At 40.1% G+C, this 20805-nt stretch carries 17 protein-coding genes and 1 riboswitch; of the genes, 3 read left to right on the top strand and 14 right to left on the bottom strand.

The window, feature by feature from the left end; translation table 11 throughout:
* Positions 1 to 19: 19 nt before the first annotated feature.
* From QUF86_RS09575 to QUF86_RS09535, 9 genes are all read right to left on the bottom strand, one after another.
* Complete coding sequence (locus QUF86_RS09575) at positions 20 to 1333, bottom strand: PTS sugar transporter subunit IIC (RefSeq protein WP_289334150.1); 1314 nt, start codon at positions 1331 to 1333, stop codon at positions 20 to 22.
* 101 nt (positions 1334 to 1434) lie between these two features.
* Positions 1435 to 2844, bottom strand: a complete 1410-nt coding sequence (locus tag QUF86_RS09570) for a glycoside hydrolase family 1 protein (protein ID WP_289334149.1) — start codon at positions 2842 to 2844, stop codon at positions 1435 to 1437.
* A gap of 13 nt (positions 2845 to 2857) precedes the next feature.
* Positions 2858 to 3169 carry a PTS sugar transporter subunit IIB gene (locus QUF86_RS09565; RefSeq protein WP_098373050.1) on the bottom strand — a complete coding sequence of 104 codons (312 nt, stop codon included), beginning with the start codon at positions 3167 to 3169 and terminating at the stop codon, positions 2858 to 2860.
* Positions 3162 to 3521: a PTS lactose/cellobiose transporter subunit IIA gene (locus QUF86_RS09560; protein WP_289314763.1), complete on the bottom strand. Its 360-nt coding sequence runs from the start codon at positions 3519 to 3521 to the stop codon at positions 3162 to 3164. Before QUF86_RS09560 ends, QUF86_RS09565 begins: the two co-directional genes overlap by 8 nt.
* A gap of 196 nt (positions 3522 to 3717) precedes the next feature.
* Entirely contained in the window at positions 3718 to 7461 is a 3744-nt protein-coding gene (locus QUF86_RS09555; protein WP_289334148.1) for a glycoside hydrolase family 3 N-terminal domain-containing protein, read from the bottom strand.
* 583 nt (positions 7462 to 8044) lie between these two features.
* Positions 8045 to 9511 (bottom strand): aminoacyl-histidine dipeptidase, encoded by a 1467-nt coding sequence (locus tag QUF86_RS09550; protein ID WP_289334147.1) that lies wholly within the window; start codon positions 9509 to 9511, stop codon positions 8045 to 8047.
* Positions 9512 to 9537: 26 nt separating this feature from the next.
* Entirely contained in the window at positions 9538 to 10143 is a 606-nt protein-coding gene (locus QUF86_RS09545) for a VanZ family protein (RefSeq protein WP_289334146.1), read from the bottom strand.
* A gap of 396 nt (positions 10144 to 10539) precedes the next feature.
* Positions 10540 to 11556: an ABC transporter permease gene (locus tag QUF86_RS09540; protein WP_289334145.1), complete on the bottom strand. Its 1017-nt coding sequence runs from the start codon at positions 11554 to 11556 to the stop codon at positions 10540 to 10542.
* Positions 11553 to 12278, bottom strand: coding sequence for an ABC transporter ATP-binding protein (locus QUF86_RS09535; protein ID WP_289334144.1), 726 nt, complete (start codon positions 12276 to 12278; stop codon positions 11553 to 11555). Before QUF86_RS09535 ends, QUF86_RS09540 begins: the two co-directional genes overlap by 4 nt.
* A 118-nt stretch (positions 12279 to 12396) precedes the next feature.
* On the opposite strand from QUF86_RS09535, the gene QUF86_RS09530 reads away from it, so the two are divergent.
* Positions 12397 to 12996 carry a TetR/AcrR family transcriptional regulator gene (locus QUF86_RS09530; protein ID WP_289334143.1) on the top strand — a complete coding sequence of 200 codons (600 nt, stop codon included), beginning with the start codon at positions 12397 to 12399 and terminating at the stop codon, positions 12994 to 12996.
* A gap of 46 nt (positions 12997 to 13042) precedes the next feature.
* On the opposite strand, the gene QUF86_RS09525 is transcribed toward QUF86_RS09530, so the two are convergent.
* Positions 13043 to 14290, bottom strand: a complete 1248-nt coding sequence (locus QUF86_RS09525) for an MFS transporter (protein ID WP_289334142.1) — start codon at positions 14288 to 14290, stop codon at positions 13043 to 13045.
* 387 nt (positions 14291 to 14677) lie between these two features.
* Entirely contained in the window at positions 14678 to 14869 is a 192-nt protein-coding gene (locus tag QUF86_RS09520) for a hypothetical protein (protein WP_289314755.1), read from the bottom strand.
* A gap of 333 nt (positions 14870 to 15202) precedes the next feature.
* Positions 15203 to 15344: riboswitch (cyclic di-AMP (ydaO/yuaA leader) on the top strand.
* Between the two features lie 171 nt (positions 15345 to 15515).
* Here QUF86_RS09520 and QUF86_RS09515 point away from each other — a divergent pair.
* Both QUF86_RS09515 and QUF86_RS09510 read left to right on the top strand, forming a co-directional pair.
* Positions 15516 to 16850 (top strand): TrkH family potassium uptake protein, encoded by a 1335-nt coding sequence (locus QUF86_RS09515; protein WP_483313677.1) that lies wholly within the window; start codon positions 15516 to 15518, stop codon positions 16848 to 16850.
* 23 nt (positions 16851 to 16873) lie between these two features.
* Positions 16874 to 17530 carry a potassium channel family protein gene (locus tag QUF86_RS09510; protein ID WP_289314753.1) on the top strand — a complete coding sequence of 219 codons (657 nt, stop codon included), beginning with the start codon at positions 16874 to 16876 and terminating at the stop codon, positions 17528 to 17530.
* 144 nt (positions 17531 to 17674) lie between these two features.
* On the opposite strand, the gene QUF86_RS09505 is transcribed toward QUF86_RS09510, so the two are convergent.
* The 3 genes from QUF86_RS09505 to QUF86_RS09495 all read right to left on the bottom strand — a co-directional run bounded on the left by QUF86_RS09505 (position 17675) and on the right by QUF86_RS09495 (position 20755).
* A complete protein-coding gene (locus tag QUF86_RS09505) occupies positions 17675 to 18508 on the bottom strand; it encodes an STAS domain-containing protein (protein WP_289326617.1) in 834 nt (277 codons plus the stop codon).
* A gap of 431 nt (positions 18509 to 18939) precedes the next feature.
* Positions 18940 to 19644, bottom strand: a complete 705-nt coding sequence (locus QUF86_RS09500) for a class I SAM-dependent methyltransferase (protein WP_289334141.1) — start codon at positions 19642 to 19644, stop codon at positions 18940 to 18942.
* A gap of 490 nt (positions 19645 to 20134) precedes the next feature.
* Positions 20135 to 20755, bottom strand: a complete 621-nt coding sequence (locus QUF86_RS09495) for a class I SAM-dependent methyltransferase (RefSeq protein WP_289336204.1) — start codon at positions 20753 to 20755, stop codon at positions 20135 to 20137.
* Positions 20756 to 20805: the final 50 nt, after the last annotated feature.

Raw genomic sequence — 20805 nt, 5'->3', positions numbered from 1 at the left:
ACCTCTGTTTCTTTTTAAATCAACTAACTTTTTCAATTGGGGTTTCTTGTTCCAGCGCTACTTTATCAAGCATTTTAACGAATGGGAAATATACCATGGTAGCCATACCCAATATAGCTAGTTGGACGACTGCCCCTTGCCATCCCGATAATAAAAAGCCTGAAATGATTGGCGGGGTTGTCCACGGGACCTGTACCGCTGTAAATGGATGGATAAACCCTAAAATAATTGAAAAATACGTCATCAATACGGCAATGACAGGAACCAAAACAAATGGAACGATCATTAAAGGGTTAAATATGATGGGAAGCCCGAAAATGATTGGTTCATTAATATTGAATAAACCTGGAACCAGCGACATTTTAGATAACTGATTCACTTGCTGTGATTTAGCGACAAGCAACGCTGCTGCAATTAAACCTAATGTTATGCCCGCACCACCGAATTTCGCGTAAATATCCACTAGCTGAACCGTAACGATTTTTGCATTTCCGCCTACGGCCAGCGTGTTACCGGCATCTATGACAGCTTGATTCGCCAAGGCATTTGAAGTTAAAATAGGTGCCATGATTCCCATGACGATATTCGGACCGTGTAATCCAAACCACCAGAAAATGGAGATTAATGCCATGATAATGATGATTCCAGGTAATGTATCTGATAGATTTTGCATGGGGATCTGTAATACTTTATAAATGATTTCAGTCATTGATACGCCTTGAATCTTATCACAAATGAGGAAAATGAACATCGATAATAACATGATCACAAATCCAGGAACTAATGCCGAGAAGGCATTTGAAACACCAGATGGCACGCTTTCCGGCATTTTGATTCTGATATTTTTTTTGATGAACCATGTGTAGATCGCACCGACAGCCAACCCTACCAATATGGATGTTATCATCCCTTGTCCGCCTGTCCAGGCTTTAGGAATGACTCCGCCAACCACTTCCCCAGAAGGACTTTCAACAAATGAATTGCTGAGAATCAAAAATGAAATGATACCGATTATCCCTGCTGGAACGGCTTCAATATTGCTTGTTTTCACATAGGAGTAAGCGATTCCAAAAACGGCTATGAGAGCAAGAATGTCAAATGTGGCTCCTGTAACTTGATTCAATGGCACCATCCAATCTGCACCAAATAAATTAGCCATGATTTTATTCCAATTCTTGATCGGCAGGTTTGCTATTAATAAGAAAATGGAGCCAATAAGTGTCAACGGCATCGTAAGTACGAAACCATCCTTAAGTGCGACGGTTGCTTTTGCATTTGAAAATTTCATGAATGCAGGCATCATTTTCTCGAATAGTTTTTCAATATGCGACATAACTACCCCTCCTAGTAAAAGTGAATGATACTTACTAAGTAAGACTGACCTTATCCTGGAAATGGATTAGGTCGGTCTTTTTTTCATGATGACTGAAAGCGTTACAGCTCTTCTCCTCTTGTTTCAATAATGTGCTTATACCAATGGAACGATAACTTCTTCTTTCTTTCCAAATTATTTTTATGATCCACATAAATAAAACCATATTGTTTTTTATAGCCGTTTAACCAGCTTAATAAGTCAATGACTGACCAAGCATAATAGCCTTTTAAGTTAATTCCTTCACTTATTGCACTTTTAATCACGGTTAAATGCTCTTCAATATACTTGATTCTTGGGACATCGACAATTTCACCATCTATGATTGGATCTTCGTCGCCCAGACCATTTTCAGTGATATAAAGTTTTACATCGCCATAACGTTCCTTCAGCATTCTTAAGCCATCCAAGAAGCCCTCGGAAGAAATTTCCCAGCCCCATTTTGTATATACTTTATCCTCCATCATGACCGTTCTGTATACACCGTCGAATGATGGGTTGCCAGGTTTCCCGGTCGACTTATCACGATCAATTTTCGTGTTTTCAATGGCTCCATCAATTTTGGCCACCCTTGCTGGCTGGTAATAATTCAAGCCCATGAAATCATTGTAATCAGCCGTATCCTTCAACAAAGTCAACTCTGCTTCTGTCCAATCAGGTGTCAGGCCTTTTTCCTTTAAGGCATCCACTACATAACTTGGATATTCCCCTTTTAAAATCGGATCATAATACCAAAATGTTTGATAGTGATTCGCATGCATCGAGGCAAAAATATTTTCTTCTTTGCCATCAATGCTAAAAGCGGGGTTAAAAACATGTGTTATGCCAATTTCGCCATAGTGCTTTAAGCTTTTATAGATTTGAACGGCTTCAGCATGAGCCACGAATACATTATGGGTAGCTTGAAAGTATTTTTTTTGATCGTTTACAAGGCCTGGTGGATGGGCTCCATTCAAATATCCTAATGTGCAGAATACAACGGTTTCATTAAAAGTGATCCAATGTTTCACCCTGTCACCGAAAGCCCTGAAACAAACCTCGGCGTATTTAGCGAATGCACGTATCGTTCTTTTATTCACCCAGCCCCCGTCCGCTTCTAAACTCTGTGGTAAATCCCAATGGTATAGTGTAACGAACGGGACGATTCCATATTTCAAACATTCGTCTATGACATTATTGTAAAATTCGATTCCTTTTTCGTTTATTTCACCGTCACCGTCCGGGATGATGCGCGCCCAGGAAACTGAAAATCTATAAGACTCCAATCCCATTTCTGCCATTAGTTTTATATCTTCTTTATATCTATGGTAATGATCAATCGCTACATCACCGTTTGTATTTTCGAATGTTTTACCTGGAATCTTTGAAAAGACGTCCCAATTACTCAGCCCTTTTCCATCTTCATTCCAGGCACCCTCCACTTGATATGATGCAGATGCAGCTCCGAATAAAAAGTCTTTTGGAAATTTCATGTTGTACCTCCCACTATTGCTTTTTCACTAGATTCAATGCGGTTTCTAAAACTTTCTTTCCGTTCATCATGCCGTAGTCCATTGTATTTATCACCTCGACAGGAACCGATTTCGGTTCGCAAACGGCTTTTGCTTTAGACAGAAGGAACTTAACTTGTGGTCCTAATAGAGCCACATCAATTGAATCTGCGATTTGTTCCAATTCAGATTCTGGATATGCATTGATTTCTACTTCCAAACTATTTGCTTGAGCTTCTTTTTTCATTTTTGTCACTAACATACTTGTTGACATTCCTGCCGAACAAAACAAACCGATTTTAACCATTTTCAATTCCCTCCAATTTTTCTTTTAATGCATTTATATCTTTTTGCATCGAAATTAGATTGTTTAATAATTCTTTCACTAGAATGGCATTCATTAAATGATCCTGAGCATGAATCATTAAGATGCCAATATCCGTTTTGTTTCCATTTGCCTCATTTGTTATTAATCTAGTTTGGGCTTTATGTGCTTCTAGTAAGGCTGCTTCCCCTTGATGTATCAATTCCTCTGCTTCTTCATATTTATGGTCCCGCACAAGGGAAATCGCTTGATAAAAGTTGGATTTGGCATCTCCCGCTCCAGCAATCAAGCCAAATATGATCATTTGTACATCTTCTTCAGAAGTATAAGGCATCTATAATACCCCTCCATTTCATAAGAATGATTTATATTTATTGGTACAAATTCATTGGTATAAATATAGTATAAAACGTACACACAGAAATGTAAACGCTTATATTCTATTTATTCAAATAATTTATTGCGTTTTTATTCAGCAACAAAAGAAGCCAATCTTTTTGATTGGCCCCTTCCTTCAATCTTGGTGTTCATTATCTTTGCCATTGGTAAGTAGCCACGGATTTGGCCGGCAGCTCACCCTTGATTTGTTCACCCTCGCTAATGAACTTGAATTTTTGAGGTTCATAGGATTGATTGATAACTATAGATACAAGTGTCTTTTGGTCAGGACTTAAGAATGTTACATTTGTGACCGTATCCGAAGAACCATAATCACTTTCAACACGAGTGAACCCTGGCTTAACAAACTTGGAGAAATGCCCAGTTAAATAATATTCCGGAGTCAACCAGTAATTATCCTTATCAGCTGAGTCTTGAATCAATAGTGTAGGATCCGGCTGACCCACCCATTGATGCGTTTGAATGTCGCTATCCAGCATGACCACCCAGGAATTATAACTCCTCGCCCAGTTTCTCATGTATTGCGCAATTCGATCCGCGCCATACGTTCCCCAAACTGCACGCTCCGTTAAATACACGTTTTTCTCTGGGAATAAGTTGTGTAATCTAGTCATTTCAGACAAGGATCCGCCGTAATCGTGGAAAGCCGTACCATCTAAAGCATCATAGGCTCCCTTATCTTTTAACAATTGTTCCGCGTATGCTCCTGTATCACTTGGGTTATGATCAAATCCCCAAAGTTTTACATGCTTAAAACCGTTGTTATCGAGCTCTTTTCTTAGGAGTGTCGCTAATTCCGCTGCCTGGCTGTAAGGCATATTGGTACTCGGGTACTCAATCTCCAGCATCGGTTCATTTTGCAAGGTCATTGCACTTATATCGATTCCCTGTTTCTTATAGGCTTGAAAGTATTTCAAATAATATTTTGCCAGGATTGGCAGGTATTCGTCTTTCACCTGTCCTTTGATCATGCTGTCAGACGTTTTCATCCAGCCTGGAGGACTCCATGGGGAGGCAAAGAATGTAACATCCGGATTAATTTCCTTAATTTGTTTTAACGTTTCAATAATCTTATAATCGATATCCTTTTGGATTGAAAAATGCTTCAGATTGACATCCGTTTTCCCTGGCGGCATGTCGTCATACGTATAAAATTTCTGTGCCGTGAAGTCAGATGTGCCAATCGTTGTTCGAATAAGGCTCATTCCGATGCCTTTATCCGGATCTATCAATTTATCGAGAACTTCCTGTCTCTTATCAGGAGACATTTTCGTCAAATTATGAACGGTCGACTCATCCATTGAAGAACCGATCCCCAATATGCTTTGGTATTGTTTGGTCGGATCAATGTTTATGGTGGTAAGATTTGATGCATCCGGTTTGGTGATATCCATTTTTTCCTGCTTGGACAACTTCTTATCATCTGGTTGATACCTGGAATCAAAGTACCAAGCAACATCACTTGGTTCCCGTTCATTCGTGATCCATGATTCAACTGCCTTTGCTTTAATAACTTCTGCGGGTACATCCTCAGTCGGAGGAGGTGTTTCCGGAATATTGCCAACCCGCTTAAATTCGAACCAGTTTAAGTTCAATGATCCCTCGATATATTCAAATTTGATCTTTTGTTTACCCTTCTTCAAGATGACGCCATCAACCGTAGATGTGTCCCAATTTTGCCATCCCCCAGTGGATCCGACTCGTAACTTACCAAGCAGCTTCTTTTCTTCGCTAACGATATTAATCCCGGTTTGACCACTTAGATTGGCCGCATAACGAAAATCGGCTTGATAAAGGCCATCCTGTTCTACATTTATTTCGTACTCCAACCAATCTCTTCCATCCGCATACCCCATATTTAATGACCCTTCAGATGAATTTTCCGTTTGCAATCCGTATTGGGCGGCAAAATCCTCTGCTTCAATTTTCCCTGGTACTTTTAAGCCAGGCTTTTCAGGGAGCTCTGGTTTTTCAGGCAGCTTTGGCGTAGCCTGCTTCTTCGTCAGACCATATCCATAATTAAACATAAAATGATCCTTTTTGTTTTCCCTATTTTCATAGGCTTCCAAATAGAAAGGCCAACTAACTGGCAATTTACCTGAAAATTCCTCACCACCGAACAAGACATCAGCAACTCCTGCACCCTCAGTACCAGGAAGCCACGCTGCAACCAAACCTGACCAATCCTTCATTTCATCCGTAATGATCATCGGCCGGCCAGATACTAATACGACAACGATCGGAATATTCGGATCTGCCTTGCGGACATTCTCCAATGTTAATAGATCCATCCGATTTAAATGAAGATCAGTGGCATCACCATCAGTTTCTGCATATGGATCTTCACCTACAACAACGATAGCAGCATCATTTCCTTTTGCTCCTCTTCCATGTTTGTTATAAGTGATTTTCTTTTGTTTTCCACCAACTTCTTTTAATCCTTCTAGAATAGTCGTACCTTCAGTCGTATCACCTGATTTCCCTTGCCATGATATCGTCCAGCCACCCGACTGCTTTCCGATATCATCAGCGCTTCTGCCTGCCACAAATATTTTGTCCATTTTCTTTAATTGAGAAAGAATCGGTTTACCATTCACTTTATCATTTTTTAATAGGACTAGAGATTCACTGACGGATTGACGCGCTATTTCCCTGTTCTTTTCAGACCCAAATGACTTAGCCAACTTTGGATCTGTCATTGGTTTTTCAAAAACACCAGACTCAAACTTGACCCGAAGAATCCGTGTAACGGCATCATCTAGCCTTTTTTCTGAAATTTCACCTTCATTCACCAGTTCTTTTGTAAGTTTAAGTGTCTCTTTCCAGTTTTCAGGCTGCATCAACATATCGACCCCAGCATTCACTGCCACTTCAATCTGCTGCTTTAACCCGGAAACCGCATTCCCATTTTGATCCTTCGTGATTTGCTGTATCCCATACCAATCAGAAATGACAAATCCCGTAAAGCCCATATCCTTCTTCAATACATCGGTAAGCAGCCGTTTGTTGGCATGCATTTTCAACCCTTCGATACTATGAAAAGAAGCCATCACCGTTCTGGCCCCTGATTCGATGGCCTCCTCATATATCTTCCTATCATTCTTAAGTATCTCTTCTTCTGTATACTCAGTCACATCACCTTGATTGACTCCGCCTTTTGTATATCCTTCACCAATGAAATGTTTAGCGGTAGCTAGAACATTTTCCGTTTTCTTAAGGTTTTTGCCTTGAAGCCCGTCAATATAGGCTGCACCCATGTTGGCAACAAGTTTTGAGTTTTCTCCAAACCCTTCATACGTTCTTCCCCATCGGATGTTTTGGACATTGGCCATTGTCGGGGCAAACGTCCAATTCACGCCTGTAGATTTGATTTCTGATGCGGCAGCATGTCCAATTTTCTCTATTAATTCTGTATTCCTAGTGGCACCTAAACCAATATTATGTGGGAAAATGGTAGCGCCTTTTACGTTATTATGACCGTGGACAGCATCTGCTCCATATAATAGTGGAATGCCCAATCGGGTAGAAACAGCTCCGGATTGATATGAATCCACTAAGTTTGACCACTTTTCACGGGTGCTGTTTTCCTCCTTTCCATCCGGAAAAGAACCTCCCCCGCTTAATACCGAACCTAATTTATATTCCTTTACATCATTTGGGGTTACTGAGGCTCGCTCAGCCTGGATCATCTGACCGACCTTTTCATCGATTGTCATTCGTTTTAACAAATCTTTGATTCTTTCTTCATCAGGTGCCTTCTCGTTCATATATAATGGTTTCCCTGCTTGCTTCGCCTTGACTGTTCCTGGTATATTCCCGACGAACAAAGTAAAGGTAAAAATACACAAAATTATTATCGTAATGGTTTTTCTCATTTTTCTCCTCCATTATTTGATTTAGATTACTTTTTGCTTCTGATCCAGGTAAATCTCAAAACGAAATGAAGATGCATGTCACCCCCTTTAAAGAAAGATATGAAATATGTTTCTGCTAATCTAATTATTTAGAAGATGATGATCGGATAAAAAAACAGAATGTTCTGAATTCAAAAGTTACTCTTCATTAATGACTTCCATCCTTAATTAAAGGGAATTCTGGCATCTTTAATTAAGATTGATAAGCATACATTAAATTCATTGGTATGAATTTATAGGTACAAATGAATTATAAAGCGTTTACATAAAAATGTAAACGCTTTTTTCACTTGCAGATCAAGTCAACAAAACAGGATAATATCTGCCTTTGATAGACTGGTTCTCTTTAATGGCCTTTCTTACTCTTTCTAAAATTAATATAACTTCAATTATATTTTTTACTAGGCTTATGGAATTGACCATGTTCCATATCCTCGTGCTGTTCCTTATTTCAACCAAAAAAAGAGACATCAAATCGTTTACGATAGGATGTCTCAAAATCTATTCAATTATCATTTTACCTGTTCCCCAAACTTGCAGTTGATTATAGATCCTTCATCCTTTTTAATGTATAAAGGAAATACCCCCAGTTATTTATAGTGGACGGGATGCTTATGTGTTCATCTGGTGTATGTACGGAAAATATATCCGGTCCGATTGAAACAGTATCCAGCCCTGGAATCTTATCTATGAAAACCCCGCATTCGATCCCTGCATGTACAGCGATGATTTCAATATCTTCATGATATTTTTCTTTGTATGTTTCTTCAAATAATTTCTTGAGTTTCGAATCGGGATTATAGGGCCATTCCGGATAATCCGCATCTACCAATATCTCGCATCCAAGCATATCAGCTATCGCCTTTGCCTGAGTGACCATATTATATTTGAGGCTTTTGACCGAACTCCTGATTTCACTTTCGAATATCATTTCCGCTTCATTTGTCGTAACGACCCCTAGATTCGTCGAACTTTCCACTAATCCTTCTATTCCCATGCTCATTCCTTGAACGCCATGCGGGATTACCAGTAAAGAGGTAATGGCTTTAGATACCGTCTCTTTGGAAAAAACGTTTGAAGAAATCGTTTCGATCTTTTCAAACCTAATCGATACCTCAGGGTCGGAAGATTGCAGTTCATTTTTAAAAGTATCTTCCCATTGCTGGAGTCTCTCCTCTATCTTCTGAACATCTTCTACATGAATCAGTACAGTCGCCTCTGCTTCACGAGGAATCGCATTCCCTTTCAGGCCCCCGTTCATTTGCTGTATGAAGCAAGGAAAGTCTGTCGTTAATTCATGTAATACTCTGCCCAAAAGTTTATTGGAGTTCCCTCTTTCCTTATGGATGGACATACCGGAGTGTCCGCCCTTTAACCCTTTAATCCTGATGTTATAAGATACAGCTTCAACAATTGAAGCCGATTCCCATCCGATTTGCAGGATTTGCCGAACGCGTATTCCTCCTGCTGAGCTGACCAGCAGCTTTCCATCTTCCTCCGAATCGATATTGATCATCATTTTTCCCTTGAAGTGAGCCGGATCCACAGCAAGTGCACCGTTCATTGTCGTTTCTTCTTCAGTCGTTATGACTATTTCAAGAGCAGGATGCGGAATATCATTTGCATCCAATAATGCCAAAGCATAAGCAACGGCAATCCCATTATCCGCCCCTAAAGTTGTCTCCGTCGCATACAACATGTCACCCACAATCCTTAATTGAAGCGGATCCTTCTCAAAATCATGAAGTGTACCCTTGTTCTTTTCGCAAACCATATCCATATGCCCCTGGATAATGACGGTAGGTGCACTTTCATATCCAATTGTGGCAGGCTTTTTGATAATGACATTTAGTGCTTCATCCTGAATCACCACCAGGTCCCTATCCTTAGCAAAGCGAACCAAATAGTCACTGATTGCTTTTTCATTGGCTGATCCTCTCGGGATTTCGGAAATCGCTGCAAAATAATGAAACACGGGATGGCCCGTTAATTCTTCTAAAGTGCTATACATGGAATTCATCCTTTCAGTTATCTTATTTATGAATCTACTCTAGAATGGATCGCCACCACTCTCGTGAACAATGGATACAGGATGTACCCCAGGTAAACACCAATCATATTCAGTACTAGGTCATCGACATCCAAACTGCCGCGCCGAAAAACAAACTGACAGATTTCGATGCCCGAAATCGAAAGTAATGGATAAAGAAATTTCCTTGAAGCTGATAGATCTTTCCCTTCCTTGGACAACAAATATAGCCCGAATGGAATGAACAGTCCCACATTGGCGCTAAGATTATAAAATGACACAAGCCCGTTCATTTCGTTCGATAAATATGAAAGAATCGTGGAAAAAGGAATCAAATTATACGAATAAACCTGCCCTTTTGGCCGAAAGAACAACAAAACCATTAATGATAAACTGTAGCCACTAAAGGCTGCCTGCCACAAAAGGCGCGGAACCTTGACCATTTCACCTCGAAAATAAAGAACCGCAAGCGAAACGAAAATGAGGATACAAAACCAGACAACCATGATCACCAAAGGATTCAAATATAATAGGAGCTGAAGGAAAAGAGGCAAACCGCATAAAAACAGTGCTTGCGACAGCAAAAGGGAAAGCATGACCGATTTTAGAGACATGTAACTCCCTCCCCTTCTATTTCTTTCCAAATCACTGCATATCATTATATCCTAGGACATCTTTAACACCCCGTCAACAAACTACTTCAAAGGGAAGCTTTTTAGTATGAATCAACCGATGGAAAGGATAATTCGTCCTTAATCCCCGATAATTCGTCCGATGTGTGGGATATTCCGTCCTTCTTCCGGATAATTCGACTGATGTGCCGGATATTCCGACCTACATCCAGATAATTCGACCGATGTGTGGGTTTATTCGACCTTACTCCGGATAATTCGACTGTTGTGTGGAATAATTCGATCTTCTTCCAGTAAAACAAAAAGCCGGTTCCTCACGATCCAGGAATCCGGCTTTGTTTTACGTTATGCAGATGTAATCATCGGTATTAATCCTCATTATAAGGTACGGTATTTTTTTAAACTGATGATATTGATGGTTATAAAAACGACTGAAAATGCCAGGAGAATGAGTAAATCCAGTAAAATATCATTGAATGTGAAACCTTTGTACATAATGCCGTTCATGGCATCCGACGCGTAATAGAGCGGCATGACCTTGCCTATTTTTTGCAGCCAGTCTGCCATGCCATCTAATGGGAAAATCCCTGTAAAGAAGACTTGCGGCACGATGACCAGAGGAATGAATTGTACCATTTGGAATTCAGATGTTGCGAAACTCGATAGTAATGTACCAAGCGATAATGCAACGAGCGCGACGAGTATATTCGTCAATAAAACGAGCCATATTGAGCCGACAAGCACGATATCCAGTACATTTACAGCATATAGTACGACTATTATCGTTTGAATAAGAGCAAATAAACCATATCCGATCACATAACCCGCTACGATTTCGTATCGTTTAATCGGTGTAGCAAGCAGACGTTCCAACGTACCACTTGTTCGCTCCTTCAAAAGCGCAATACCCGCTATTAAAAATACGAAGAAGAAAACGAAAAAGCTAACGAGCATCGGACTGAAAGTATCAAAACCCTTTGTGTTTGCATCCCCGTAAACATATTGCTCCTCAATTGAAGGAGTATTTTTTTGTTTCCCTTGCAACGCTTGCATCATTTGCATTTGAACGGCCTTTGCACGAGCCGGTTCGTCGTTCAACAGCGTCAGTTTTATCTGGCCATTTTCAACTTGTAACCAGCCATCCGTATTATTTTCGATCATTCTTTCCTTAGAAAACTTCTCAGCAGCCGTTACTTGAAAATCCGCTTGTTTCAATGCTTTAACCAGAGTTTCATCACTGCCTGTAACAACGATTTCCAAATCACTCGCTTCTGTATCGAAAATAAAATACATGAGCGTTAAAATGAGCAATGGAGCGAGGAAAAATAAAGCGAGTGTCCTTCGATCCCGGCGCATCTGCTGTATAATTCGAGTAACAAGAGAGGCAATTCTCATGATAGTCCACCTCCAATCCTCAAAAAAACATCATCAAGCGTTTCCACTGCATATTGTGTTTTTAAAGCTGCCGGTGTTCCTGATGCGATGATTTCACCTTCACGCAGCATCGCCAGTTTATCGCATCGTTCCGCCTCATCCATCACATGAGTCGTGATGATGATCGTCTTATGATCTTCATTTCTTAAACGTTCAAGTTCCTGCCAAATGGACTGTTTCAGCAAAGGATCTATCCCTACGGTCGGTTCATCCAAAATGAGGATTTCCGGGTTTTGGATGAGTGCAACCGCCAGTGACAGACGCCGTTTCATCCCACCGGAATAATACGCTACCCGAACGTTCAAATCATTCGTCAATTGTACGATTTCAGCTGCATATTGAATGCGTTCCCTTCGTTCCTTCTTCGATAAACGGTAAAGCTTCGCAAAAAATGCGAGATTTTCAGCTCCCGTCAGTTCTGTATATAAAGCATCGGACTGTGCCATATAGCCGACATCCATTAACAGTGCTTCGTTTGGCACTTCATGATCAAGAACCGTGACTTTACCCGCATCGGGCTTAAGCAATCCGACAATCATTTTAATCAAGGTCGTCTTTCCGCATCCGGATGGACCTAACAAGCCGAAAATCCCATTTTTTTCTATATTCAGGTTCAATGGCTGAATGACCTTTTTATTATGAAAACCTTTAGCAATTCCTTCAATGGAAATCGCATTTTTCATTGTACACACATCCTTCCTCTTTAATTAACACGGTGTTGAGTGTATCATCATTCTAAGGTAGCATTTGGTCCAATACAATCAACATATTTGGAAAAATGTTAAGTGAAGGAGACATTTCATGGGATCGATTCATGAGGATATGGTACATAAAACGAAACTGCAGATACAACATCATTTTATTGCACTCGTAGAGGCAGAGGGGTTCTCACATGTAACAGTGAAGAAAATTGCGGAACGCGCTAACATTAATCGGGGCACATTTTATTTGCATTATACGGATAAATATGAATTGATGGATCACTTACAGCAGAAATTGTTAAATGAACTTCAAACACGGATTACTGCCATTCTGCCGAAAGAGGCTTTTTTGGCTCTACATCAGCAACAACTTTACCCGCCCTTCGTAGCAATTTTTCAATTCATTAGTGAACATGCACATGCATTAAGGGCCATTCTTGGTGATCAGGGCGATCCTTCTTTTGCAAAAAAAATAAAGCGTGTATTCGGTGAAGTGCTGTTGGAGCGACTAATCAGCCAGCATCCAGCAGCAAAAGATGAGGCGTTTCGTAAGTATATGCATGCCTTCATGACATCAGCGATTTTAGGGGTGATACAGGAGTGGCTGGAGAATTGCGACGGGCAAACGGTGGAAGAAATGGCGAAAATTCATTTTCAAATCTTGAACTTCATCAGCCAAGTGCGCACATTCGTTCAATGAACTTTTTATAAAAGGCATGTTCCATTTACATGCCTTTTATAAGAACTTACATCTTTTCCCCGGCATCCCCAACGGAATAATACCTGCTCTTCGAGGCCTTCACACTAAGTATGGACAGTAAAATTGATACGGCGAACATGATCATGGTACCTGAAATGACCACGAACCTAATCGAAATGAAATGAGCTGAGACACCAACAATCGCTGTAGTCATGATGATCAGTAAAGCTTCCAACAAGCCAAAAATACTTCCAACCCTCCCCATAATCTCCACTGGAATATTATTTTGATAAAATGTTTGAAAGCCTGTGTTGGCAAAAGCCAGTGAAAAGGCAATGATGAAAAATCCGATGGCGGCCATCGAAAAGGAATTTGAAAGGGCATAGATCACATAACCTATCGATACAAATAAAGATCCAAGTCCAATTAGGTACGATATTGGTATTTTATTAATGAATATCGCGTTGACTATTGCACCCGCAATGATGCCTGCCCCGGCGATGCTTACAAGGAATCCGTAATCGCTGTCCGACAAAAGGAGCACGGCCTTGGCAAACACCGCTTCTTGGGAATCCATGGCCGTTTCCATTACTACCATGCAGCTGAATAAGAAATAAATGAGCATGATATAGGAAAATTTCCGGCTGAAGTCCATGACGATGCCCCAATCCTTTTTCATGATGGTCCAAGACAGGTAATGACTGGTTTGTTCAAGGGAACGTTCCTTTTCAAGATTGGGCATGAATAGAGTTATGATGCCGGATAATAATAAGGCAGCCGCGTTAATGTAAATGGCTATAACGGGTGTACCGATCAAGAATAGGAGACCCGCTATCGCAGGTCCAATCAAAAAAGCCCCAGAATCCATTAAGCTTCGCAACGAGTTAAATCGTTTCCTCTGTTCAATGGGTATTAATTTTGTTATATACGACCTGGATGTCGTTACAAACATGGACCCTGCCATATTGATCACCAAGACAAGGGAATAGATGACCCAAATAGAAGAAGTCAATGGCAGCAAGGCTATGAATACCGCTCGAAATAGGTCAAGTGCCACCATAAGATTCCGCTTATTTATCCGGTCGATCACGCTGCCTGCCCAAACATTCGTAAATATGGCAGCCATCGGTTTAACGATATAAAGTCCAGCTACCGCTAAAGCTGAATCAGTCATATCCAGCACGATTAAATTAAGTGCAATAAAATAAACCCATGCACCAAAGTTCGAAATCCCGATGCCGCACAATAGGATGGAGGGATATTTCCAAGCTACTAATGAATTTTTGAATGTCAACGCTTCTCCTCCTTAGAAAAGGAAATATAAATCCCATCCCCAGGAAAGGCTTCTCGGGGGACGAGATCAATAGTGCGGTGTTACTATGCACCATAACGGAAGATCCCGTCACAGCATCCCCTTCCCGAGAATTGCTTCAATTTATGCTTACTACTCCTTCCAGTTGACGGTGCTCTCTGAAAAGTGGTCATTTCATTTGCTTTCTCTTCATTACATCCATATTCATCATTTTCTAAATTTTAACATTATTGTATTAATAGTGTAAACGTCATAATTTTCAACGCAAAAAAACTCATTCAAAAATAAATGAGTTTAAAAGCAAAACAAGTTATGGATTTTTCGCTCTAGTTCCCGGATAGTACACAGGATGACATAATTTCAGTTGATTTACCTTAGAGAAAACAATTTTAACAACGGATTCTTTTTCTTATCCGTTATCCTTAACTCATTCATTATGATTTGATCCTCATGATCGGCTATCCATTTCCTTAGTGCATCTTTATCCTGGCATTGTGTTAAATATGTCTGTCCACCCTTGCCTGTAGCGTTAATAACATATCTATTGAACGTCTTCTCCATAATTGCCCGCCTTTTTTATAAAATGTTTGAAACCTTTTAATAAGAATGCCATACTTTTTTTCTTTATGATTTTCAAAAGAAAAATAATTTATTTATATTAGAAAATAGATTTGCAATGACATGTTCTGCTTGAATGTGTTGAATAAAGTACATCGCTGTTGGTTATCATAATCGGATTAATCGAACCTATCATAATGTGCTAACTAATATTTGTCAATACGTTTTTCAAATGTAAATAAAACGTAAATTTTCAGTTTTGTTAAAGAAATATTTTTTTACACTTTAGGGGTTTACAACTGCTAAATGATGGGAGTAGAATACGTTTATCAATTTAATGCATTTCGGCCAAAACTCAAGGAATTGAGTACGGAGGACCCAATCATTTGGGGTTAATTCTGCCTTGCAGAAGGGATGAGATCAGCTCTTTCGCCATCCTACCCGTCAGCTAACTTCGTCGGCTAAAGCGAAGGAGGTCATAAGACCGCCTATTTCGGGAGCTTTTTTTGCACGCTTTTTGTGGCAAAATAGCCTTTCGATGTTTTCGCAGGTCTTTTTATTATGCTTTGAAAAAGATTCATAAAGAGGATTGATGGTTAAGATTTCATAAGTTTTACACAATATTTTTATAGGTAGGGATGATCATTTGATAAAAACAAAAAATTTATTGGATCCGCCAAAAATCCTTGTACTCGGCTTTGCCATCCTGATACTTATTGGGGCCTATTTGCTGACCCTGCCGATTTCGACTGAAAATGGGAATGGTCTTTCTTTTCTGGATGCTTTATTCACCTCAACCTCCGCTACATGTGTAACAGGGCTTGTCGTGGTGGATACGGGGACGACTTTCACCACCTTTGGTGAGTTGGTCATCTTAACACTGATTCAGATAGGCGGCCTAGGGTTCATGACATTTGCCACGTTTTTCTTTTTCTTATTAGGCAAAAAGATTTCTTTAAAAGGCAGGTTACTCTTGCAGGAGTCCTTAAATAATCTATCCATGGCAGGTGTAGTCAAGTTAGTAAAACGGCTTTTAATTTTCACGGCCATCATTGAAGGCGTGGGTGCCCTGATCTTATCGATCCGCTTTTCTTTTGACATGCCAATCGGCAAGGCGATCTATTACGGGGTTTTTCATTCCATATCGAATTTCAATAACGCCGGCTTTGATTTAATGGGGGAATTCAGGAGTTTGACCCCTTATGTATCGGACCCATTCGTAACCCTTACCGTCGCCTTCCTCATCACGTTTGGCGGAATAGGTTTTATCGTAATGAATGAACTATACGAATATCGTGAAACCCATCGTTTATCCGTACATACGAAGGTTGTTCTGATGACTAGCTTGACCCTTACAATCGTCGGCGCAATTTTAATCTTTTTATTCGAGTTCGGTAATGCCAAAACATTGCAGCCTTTATCTTTCATGGGTAAAACCTTATCGTCTTTATTTCAATCGGTTTCACCAAGGACAGCAGGCTCCAATACGTTGAATATCCCTGATTTAACTCAACCTACATTACTGCTCATCATTTTCTTGATGTTCGTTGGGGCTTCACCCGGATCGACTGGCGGCGGGATTAAAACAACAACATTTGCGACGCTTCTTGGAACGGTTTGGTCACAGATTAAAGGAAAGGGCGATGTGGTATTATTCCGTCACCGCATTTTGAATGAAACCATCTTTAAAGCATTATCCGTTACATTCATCGGGGTCTTCCTTGTTTCAATCATTTCCATTCTGCTGACCATCACAGAAAGTGGAAGTGATTTCTTGATGATTTTATTTGAAGCCACTTCAGCATTCGCCACAGTGGGACTTTCAATGGGTTTGACCCCCGAATTATCACCGGTTGGCCGAATGCTCATCATTTTCACGATGTTTGCAGGCCGGGTGGGTCCTTTGACTTTTGCCTTTGCCATCGCAATGAGGCGTAAGCCAGATCCCTTCCGTCATCCAAAAGGGAAAATCATGATTGGTTAACCATAAATGAAGGAGTGTAAATGATGGGAAAACGACAATATGCCGTAATCGGTTTAGGCAGATTCGGAAGCAGTGTGGCAGATAGATTATATACCGCTGGCCAAGAGGTATTGGGTATTGATATCAGCGAAGAAAGAGTCGAGAATGCGGAACTGAGCGTTACCCATGCAGTCATGGCGGATACCACTGAAGAAGAGACATTGAAATCCATCGGGATTCGTAATTTCGATTGTGTCATCGTAGCCATCGGAAATGATATGCAATCAAGCATTTTGACTACCTTGCTTTTAAAAGAGCTTGGGGTTAAAAAGGTCATTGCCAAAGCACTTAATAAAAATCACGGTCAGGTGCTCACTAAAGTTGGTGCCGACTGGGTCATCTATCCTGAGAGGGATATGGGGGAACGGGTCGCGAACCAGCTCCTGTTCCCTAACATGCTGAACTATATAGAGCTGTCTAAAGAATACAATATCGAGGAAATCATCCTCCCCATGAGTATGAAGGGAAAAAGCCTCAGGGAACTTGATTTACGCGCAAAATATAATATCAGCGTCATTGCCATCGTGAGTAATGGAGAAATTATCATAGCACCGTCACCAGATCAGGATATCCATGAAAAAGATATGCTTTTGGTCGTTGGCAATAAAGAAGACCTAGCCGTCTTTGCAAATATTGAATAATCCGGCAGGTTCCGGCTCTTGCCTTATGGAGCCCGCCACCTATTTTGAATGTAGCATTCACCTATACATGCGAGAAGACCGCCATATGGAGGTCTTCTCGATGAAATTTATAACGAGCATACCCTTGCCAAGTATATGTATGTATTATTTTATCGTACTGATCGCTTGGGCAAGAGTGGACTTTATCGTCACTTTATCAAAAGGCAGTTGAAGCTTAACGGCAGTCATTGCTATTTCCGGCCGAAGTCCTGAAAGGGTTGTATGAATTCCGATCAAATGTAAGGATTCAATCAATTGTGACAGTTGGTGGGCGGATGCACTATCTATTGCATGAACGCCCGATAGGTCAATGAAAAGCCTGGTGACATTTTTTTCAGCGCACTTTTGTAAGGTGTTTTCAAGCAAGGACATGCCCCTCGTCGTGTCAATATCGCCTATCAGGGGAAGCAACGCGGTATTATCTTTAAGGGAAATGATGGGCGTGCTCAATTCATCGATCGTGGCCTGTTGGGCTTTCATAATTTTATTGGCATATTTATGATTCGCTTCCGTAAACCTCTCCATCACTTCACTGAACACCTTGACCACTATCCGATACCAGGAATTTACTTCCTCCCGTGTATATCGATCTCCATGCAATCCCACAAATCGGTCAATGTAATCCAGATATTGCTCTTGCGTTCGAAAAAACTCCCTCAATATAAAATAGATGGGTGTGTTTAAATGCTGCTCATCCTGACCGATATCTTCAATCCACTCATCAAGACGCTTAAAGAATTCCCTTTCCTCTGTAACAAATATCTGAAAGAAATGTAAGTGGAACTCATTATTTTGTTGCTTCAGTTTTTTAATCACTTTGGGATCGGGTGAGCTATAAACCCCCGACTTATCATTTTTATTCAAAGTTGCGTACCAATCCTCAGTCAATTGAGCTGCCTCACCTAATAAAAAGGAATATAGTTCTTTATTTCTGTGCATAAACTCCTCCACCTATTTAATTTTTTTATAATATCTAATGCTATTAAAGACTGAATCAGCATTGTCAGGGTATTGAAAGTTAACCGTTTTATCAACAAAAGAAGCATCGAAGATAACCGCTTCAATACTTAAGATCCCATGCCAATGGTCCCTTCATTCCATATACCTTCCCAGCTGTTTTTGAAACCATACAACCACTGATTTTTCAAAAAAAAAAAAATCTGCAAGAACATTCATCTATCATTCTGGTAAAGCGGCATTCACCAAATCGTATTTTTTTGTTATAGTTTACCATTTTTATTTTTTTGTTAACAAATTCACCGCCATCCTGCCCCTTTTCTTTATCACGCAAAAAAAGGACCTGATCCCAGATCCTCCGTTCAGTGACATTGAGCTACACTATCCACATAACCTAATTAACCTCATGAGAATTACTTTTTCATAAATATTGCGGTCCATAAACCCTGCACCCCAAAGGTTTCATCAGATTGTTCCATTTTCCTCATTTTACGTATTTCCACCACTTCAAAATCCTTGAAGATCATTCTAAGTTTTTCTTCAGTAAAACCTAATCCGCCTTTAAGGCTTCTTTGCCTATATACCTCCCAATCCGAGATATCTGCACCACCCAATATGCCACCTTCCACAAAACAAGTAATCGAATACATTCCCTTAGGCCTTAACGCCTTTTTTACCATCTCCAAATAATTGATCCTTCGATGTGGAGCAATATGATGAAAACAACCTGAATCATATACAAAGTCATATTGCCCTTCCCCAATGTCCAATTCAAATATATTCCTTTGAATGAAGTTCACGTGCACTTTACTTTCTTCCGCTCTTTCTTTCCCCCATTCCAAGGCTTCCTTTGAAAGATCCACCGCATCAACGGAACAGCCCTTTTGAGCAAGGTAAATAGCATTTCTTCCAGGTCCGCACCCAAGCTCAAGAACCTTTCCTGACCCAAGTAACCCACTATCAAAGTATTGAACCAAATTCTCATCAGGGAGGTTTCCGAAAAAGGGAATCCCTTTTTCACGGTCTTCATAAAAACCATTCCAGAATGCAGTTGGCTCACGCAATAACGAGTCCAGCATGTTCAATAGATCTTCATAGGTTGTAATCGTCTCCGACAAAACCATCACCTCTTCCCATTAAATCCCACCATTTAATTATATCGATTTCGGTCGGTGCCCATGTAACAGCTGCATCAAAAATGCGTTACAGATGGCGTTCACACACTATTGGACCCCGTTGATCAGTCCTATATCCATAATAGATAAGACAGGGGCTTTTTATTTACATGTCAATCATTACATGTACTTTACAGCGGATCAGGCTTACGTTTTCCTATATAAACAGACTGATCCATATGTAAGGCTGTATAGAAAAGAAAGGACACTTAGAAGACTTAATCGGAATATTTCTTTTTTAAAAATCCTTTTAAAATAAGCCAACCTAAGGAGGTATGATGGATGACGTAATAAGTGAGATTGAAGAGTATATGAACGATGACTGGAAAACATTCAGATTACCAAATCTATAAGAATATAACCTTCTTAATTGTTTTCATGTTGAGCCCTTTCATTTTCGAGTATGTTTCCAACCTTTATAGGTCTTTACATGTCATATCCGTTTACTGATGATTATCTTTCTGTACATTCCATTCAGCATGATCGGTCGATCTTCTTCAATTTTCATATTCATTTCATGTCTACTGAACAAGTCCTCAAACCGCAAGCCAATATCTGTACCTAACAATCCAATGATGGGTCTCAGAACCTTTTTCGGTAATGAAAGCCGTTCATCTTTAGAAATGAACTTATCAAATAGTATTATTTTCCCCTCTCCTTTTAAAACCCTGATCATTTCCTGAAGGCATTGATTGGCATCAGGTACGACGGAAAGGACCAAACTTCCAACTACATAGTCAAACGATTCATTATCGAATTCCATATTCTGTGCATCCATCTCCAGGAAATTGATCGTTGTATTTTCATATTTCCCCATCGCTTTTTTTAGCATATCGGCTGATAGATCTATCGCCGTTATCTCAAGGTCAAGGTTCTTGATCAACTCCAAATCGGCACCCGTACCTACGCCTACAAACAGAACCTTCGCATTATCATGAAAATGTATCTCTTCAAATATTCTTTTCCTGGCATCTAAAAAGAGATGAGAGTTGAAGATTTTATCATAAATCGGCGACCAAAACTTATAAATCACTTTATTCCACGAATTATTCAGCATCCCCACCTCTTTACATACTTCTTCTATGTAGCATAATAAATCCCTTC

Origin of the sequence: Peribacillus sp. NJ11 (assembly GCF_030348405.1) — a bacterium.
Taxonomy (GTDB): Bacteria; Bacillota; Bacilli; order Bacillales; family DSM-1321; genus Peribacillus.
The sequence above is the reverse complement of the archived record's forward strand: the minus strand, read 5'-3'. Positions and strand labels throughout refer to the sequence as shown.

Bases quoted from the DNA above. Each gene is read 5' to 3' on its own strand.
- QUF86_RS09535 (WP_289334144.1), bottom strand. From the start codon at position 12,278: ATGAAAAATGCGATTTCCATTGAAGGAATTGCTAAAGGTTTTCATAAT.
- QUF86_RS09550 (WP_289334147.1), bottom strand. From the start codon at position 9,511: ATGTATAGCACTTTAGAAGAATTAACGGGCCATCCCGTGTTTCATTAT.
- QUF86_RS09545 (WP_289334146.1), bottom strand. From the start codon at position 10,143: ATGTCTCTAAAATCGGTCATGCTTTCCCTTTTGCTGTCGCAAGCACTG.
- QUF86_RS09520 (WP_289314755.1), bottom strand. From the start codon at position 14,869: ATGGAGAAGACGTTCAATAGATATGTTATTAACGCTACAGGCAAGGGT.
- QUF86_RS09540 (WP_289334145.1), bottom strand. From the start codon at position 11,556: ATGAGAATTGCCTCTCTTGTTACTCGAATTATACAGCAGATGCGCCGG.
- QUF86_RS09560 (WP_289314763.1), bottom strand. From the start codon at position 3,521: ATGCCTTATACTTCTGAAGAAGATGTACAAATGATCATATTTGGCTTG.
- QUF86_RS09510 (WP_289314753.1), top strand. From the start codon at position 16,874: ATGGGAAAACGACAATATGCCGTAATCGGTTTAGGCAGATTCGGAAGC.
- QUF86_RS09505 (WP_289326617.1), bottom strand. From the start codon at position 18,508: ATGCACAGAAATAAAGAACTATATTCCTTTTTATTAGGTGAGGCAGCT.
- QUF86_RS09565 (WP_098373050.1), bottom strand. From the start codon at position 3,169: ATGGTTAAAATCGGTTTGTTTTGTTCGGCAGGAATGTCAACAAGTATG.
- QUF86_RS09575 (WP_289334150.1), bottom strand. From the start codon at position 1,333: ATGTCGCATATTGAAAAACTATTCGAGAAAATGATGCCTGCATTCATG.
- QUF86_RS09530 (WP_289334143.1), top strand. From the start codon at position 12,397: ATGGGATCGATTCATGAGGATATGGTACATAAAACGAAACTGCAGATA.
- QUF86_RS09555 (WP_289334148.1), bottom strand. From the start codon at position 7,461: ATGAGAAAAACCATTACGATAATAATTTTGTGTATTTTTACCTTTACT.
- QUF86_RS09570 (WP_289334149.1), bottom strand. From the start codon at position 2,844: ATGAAATTTCCAAAAGACTTTTTATTCGGAGCTGCATCTGCATCATAT.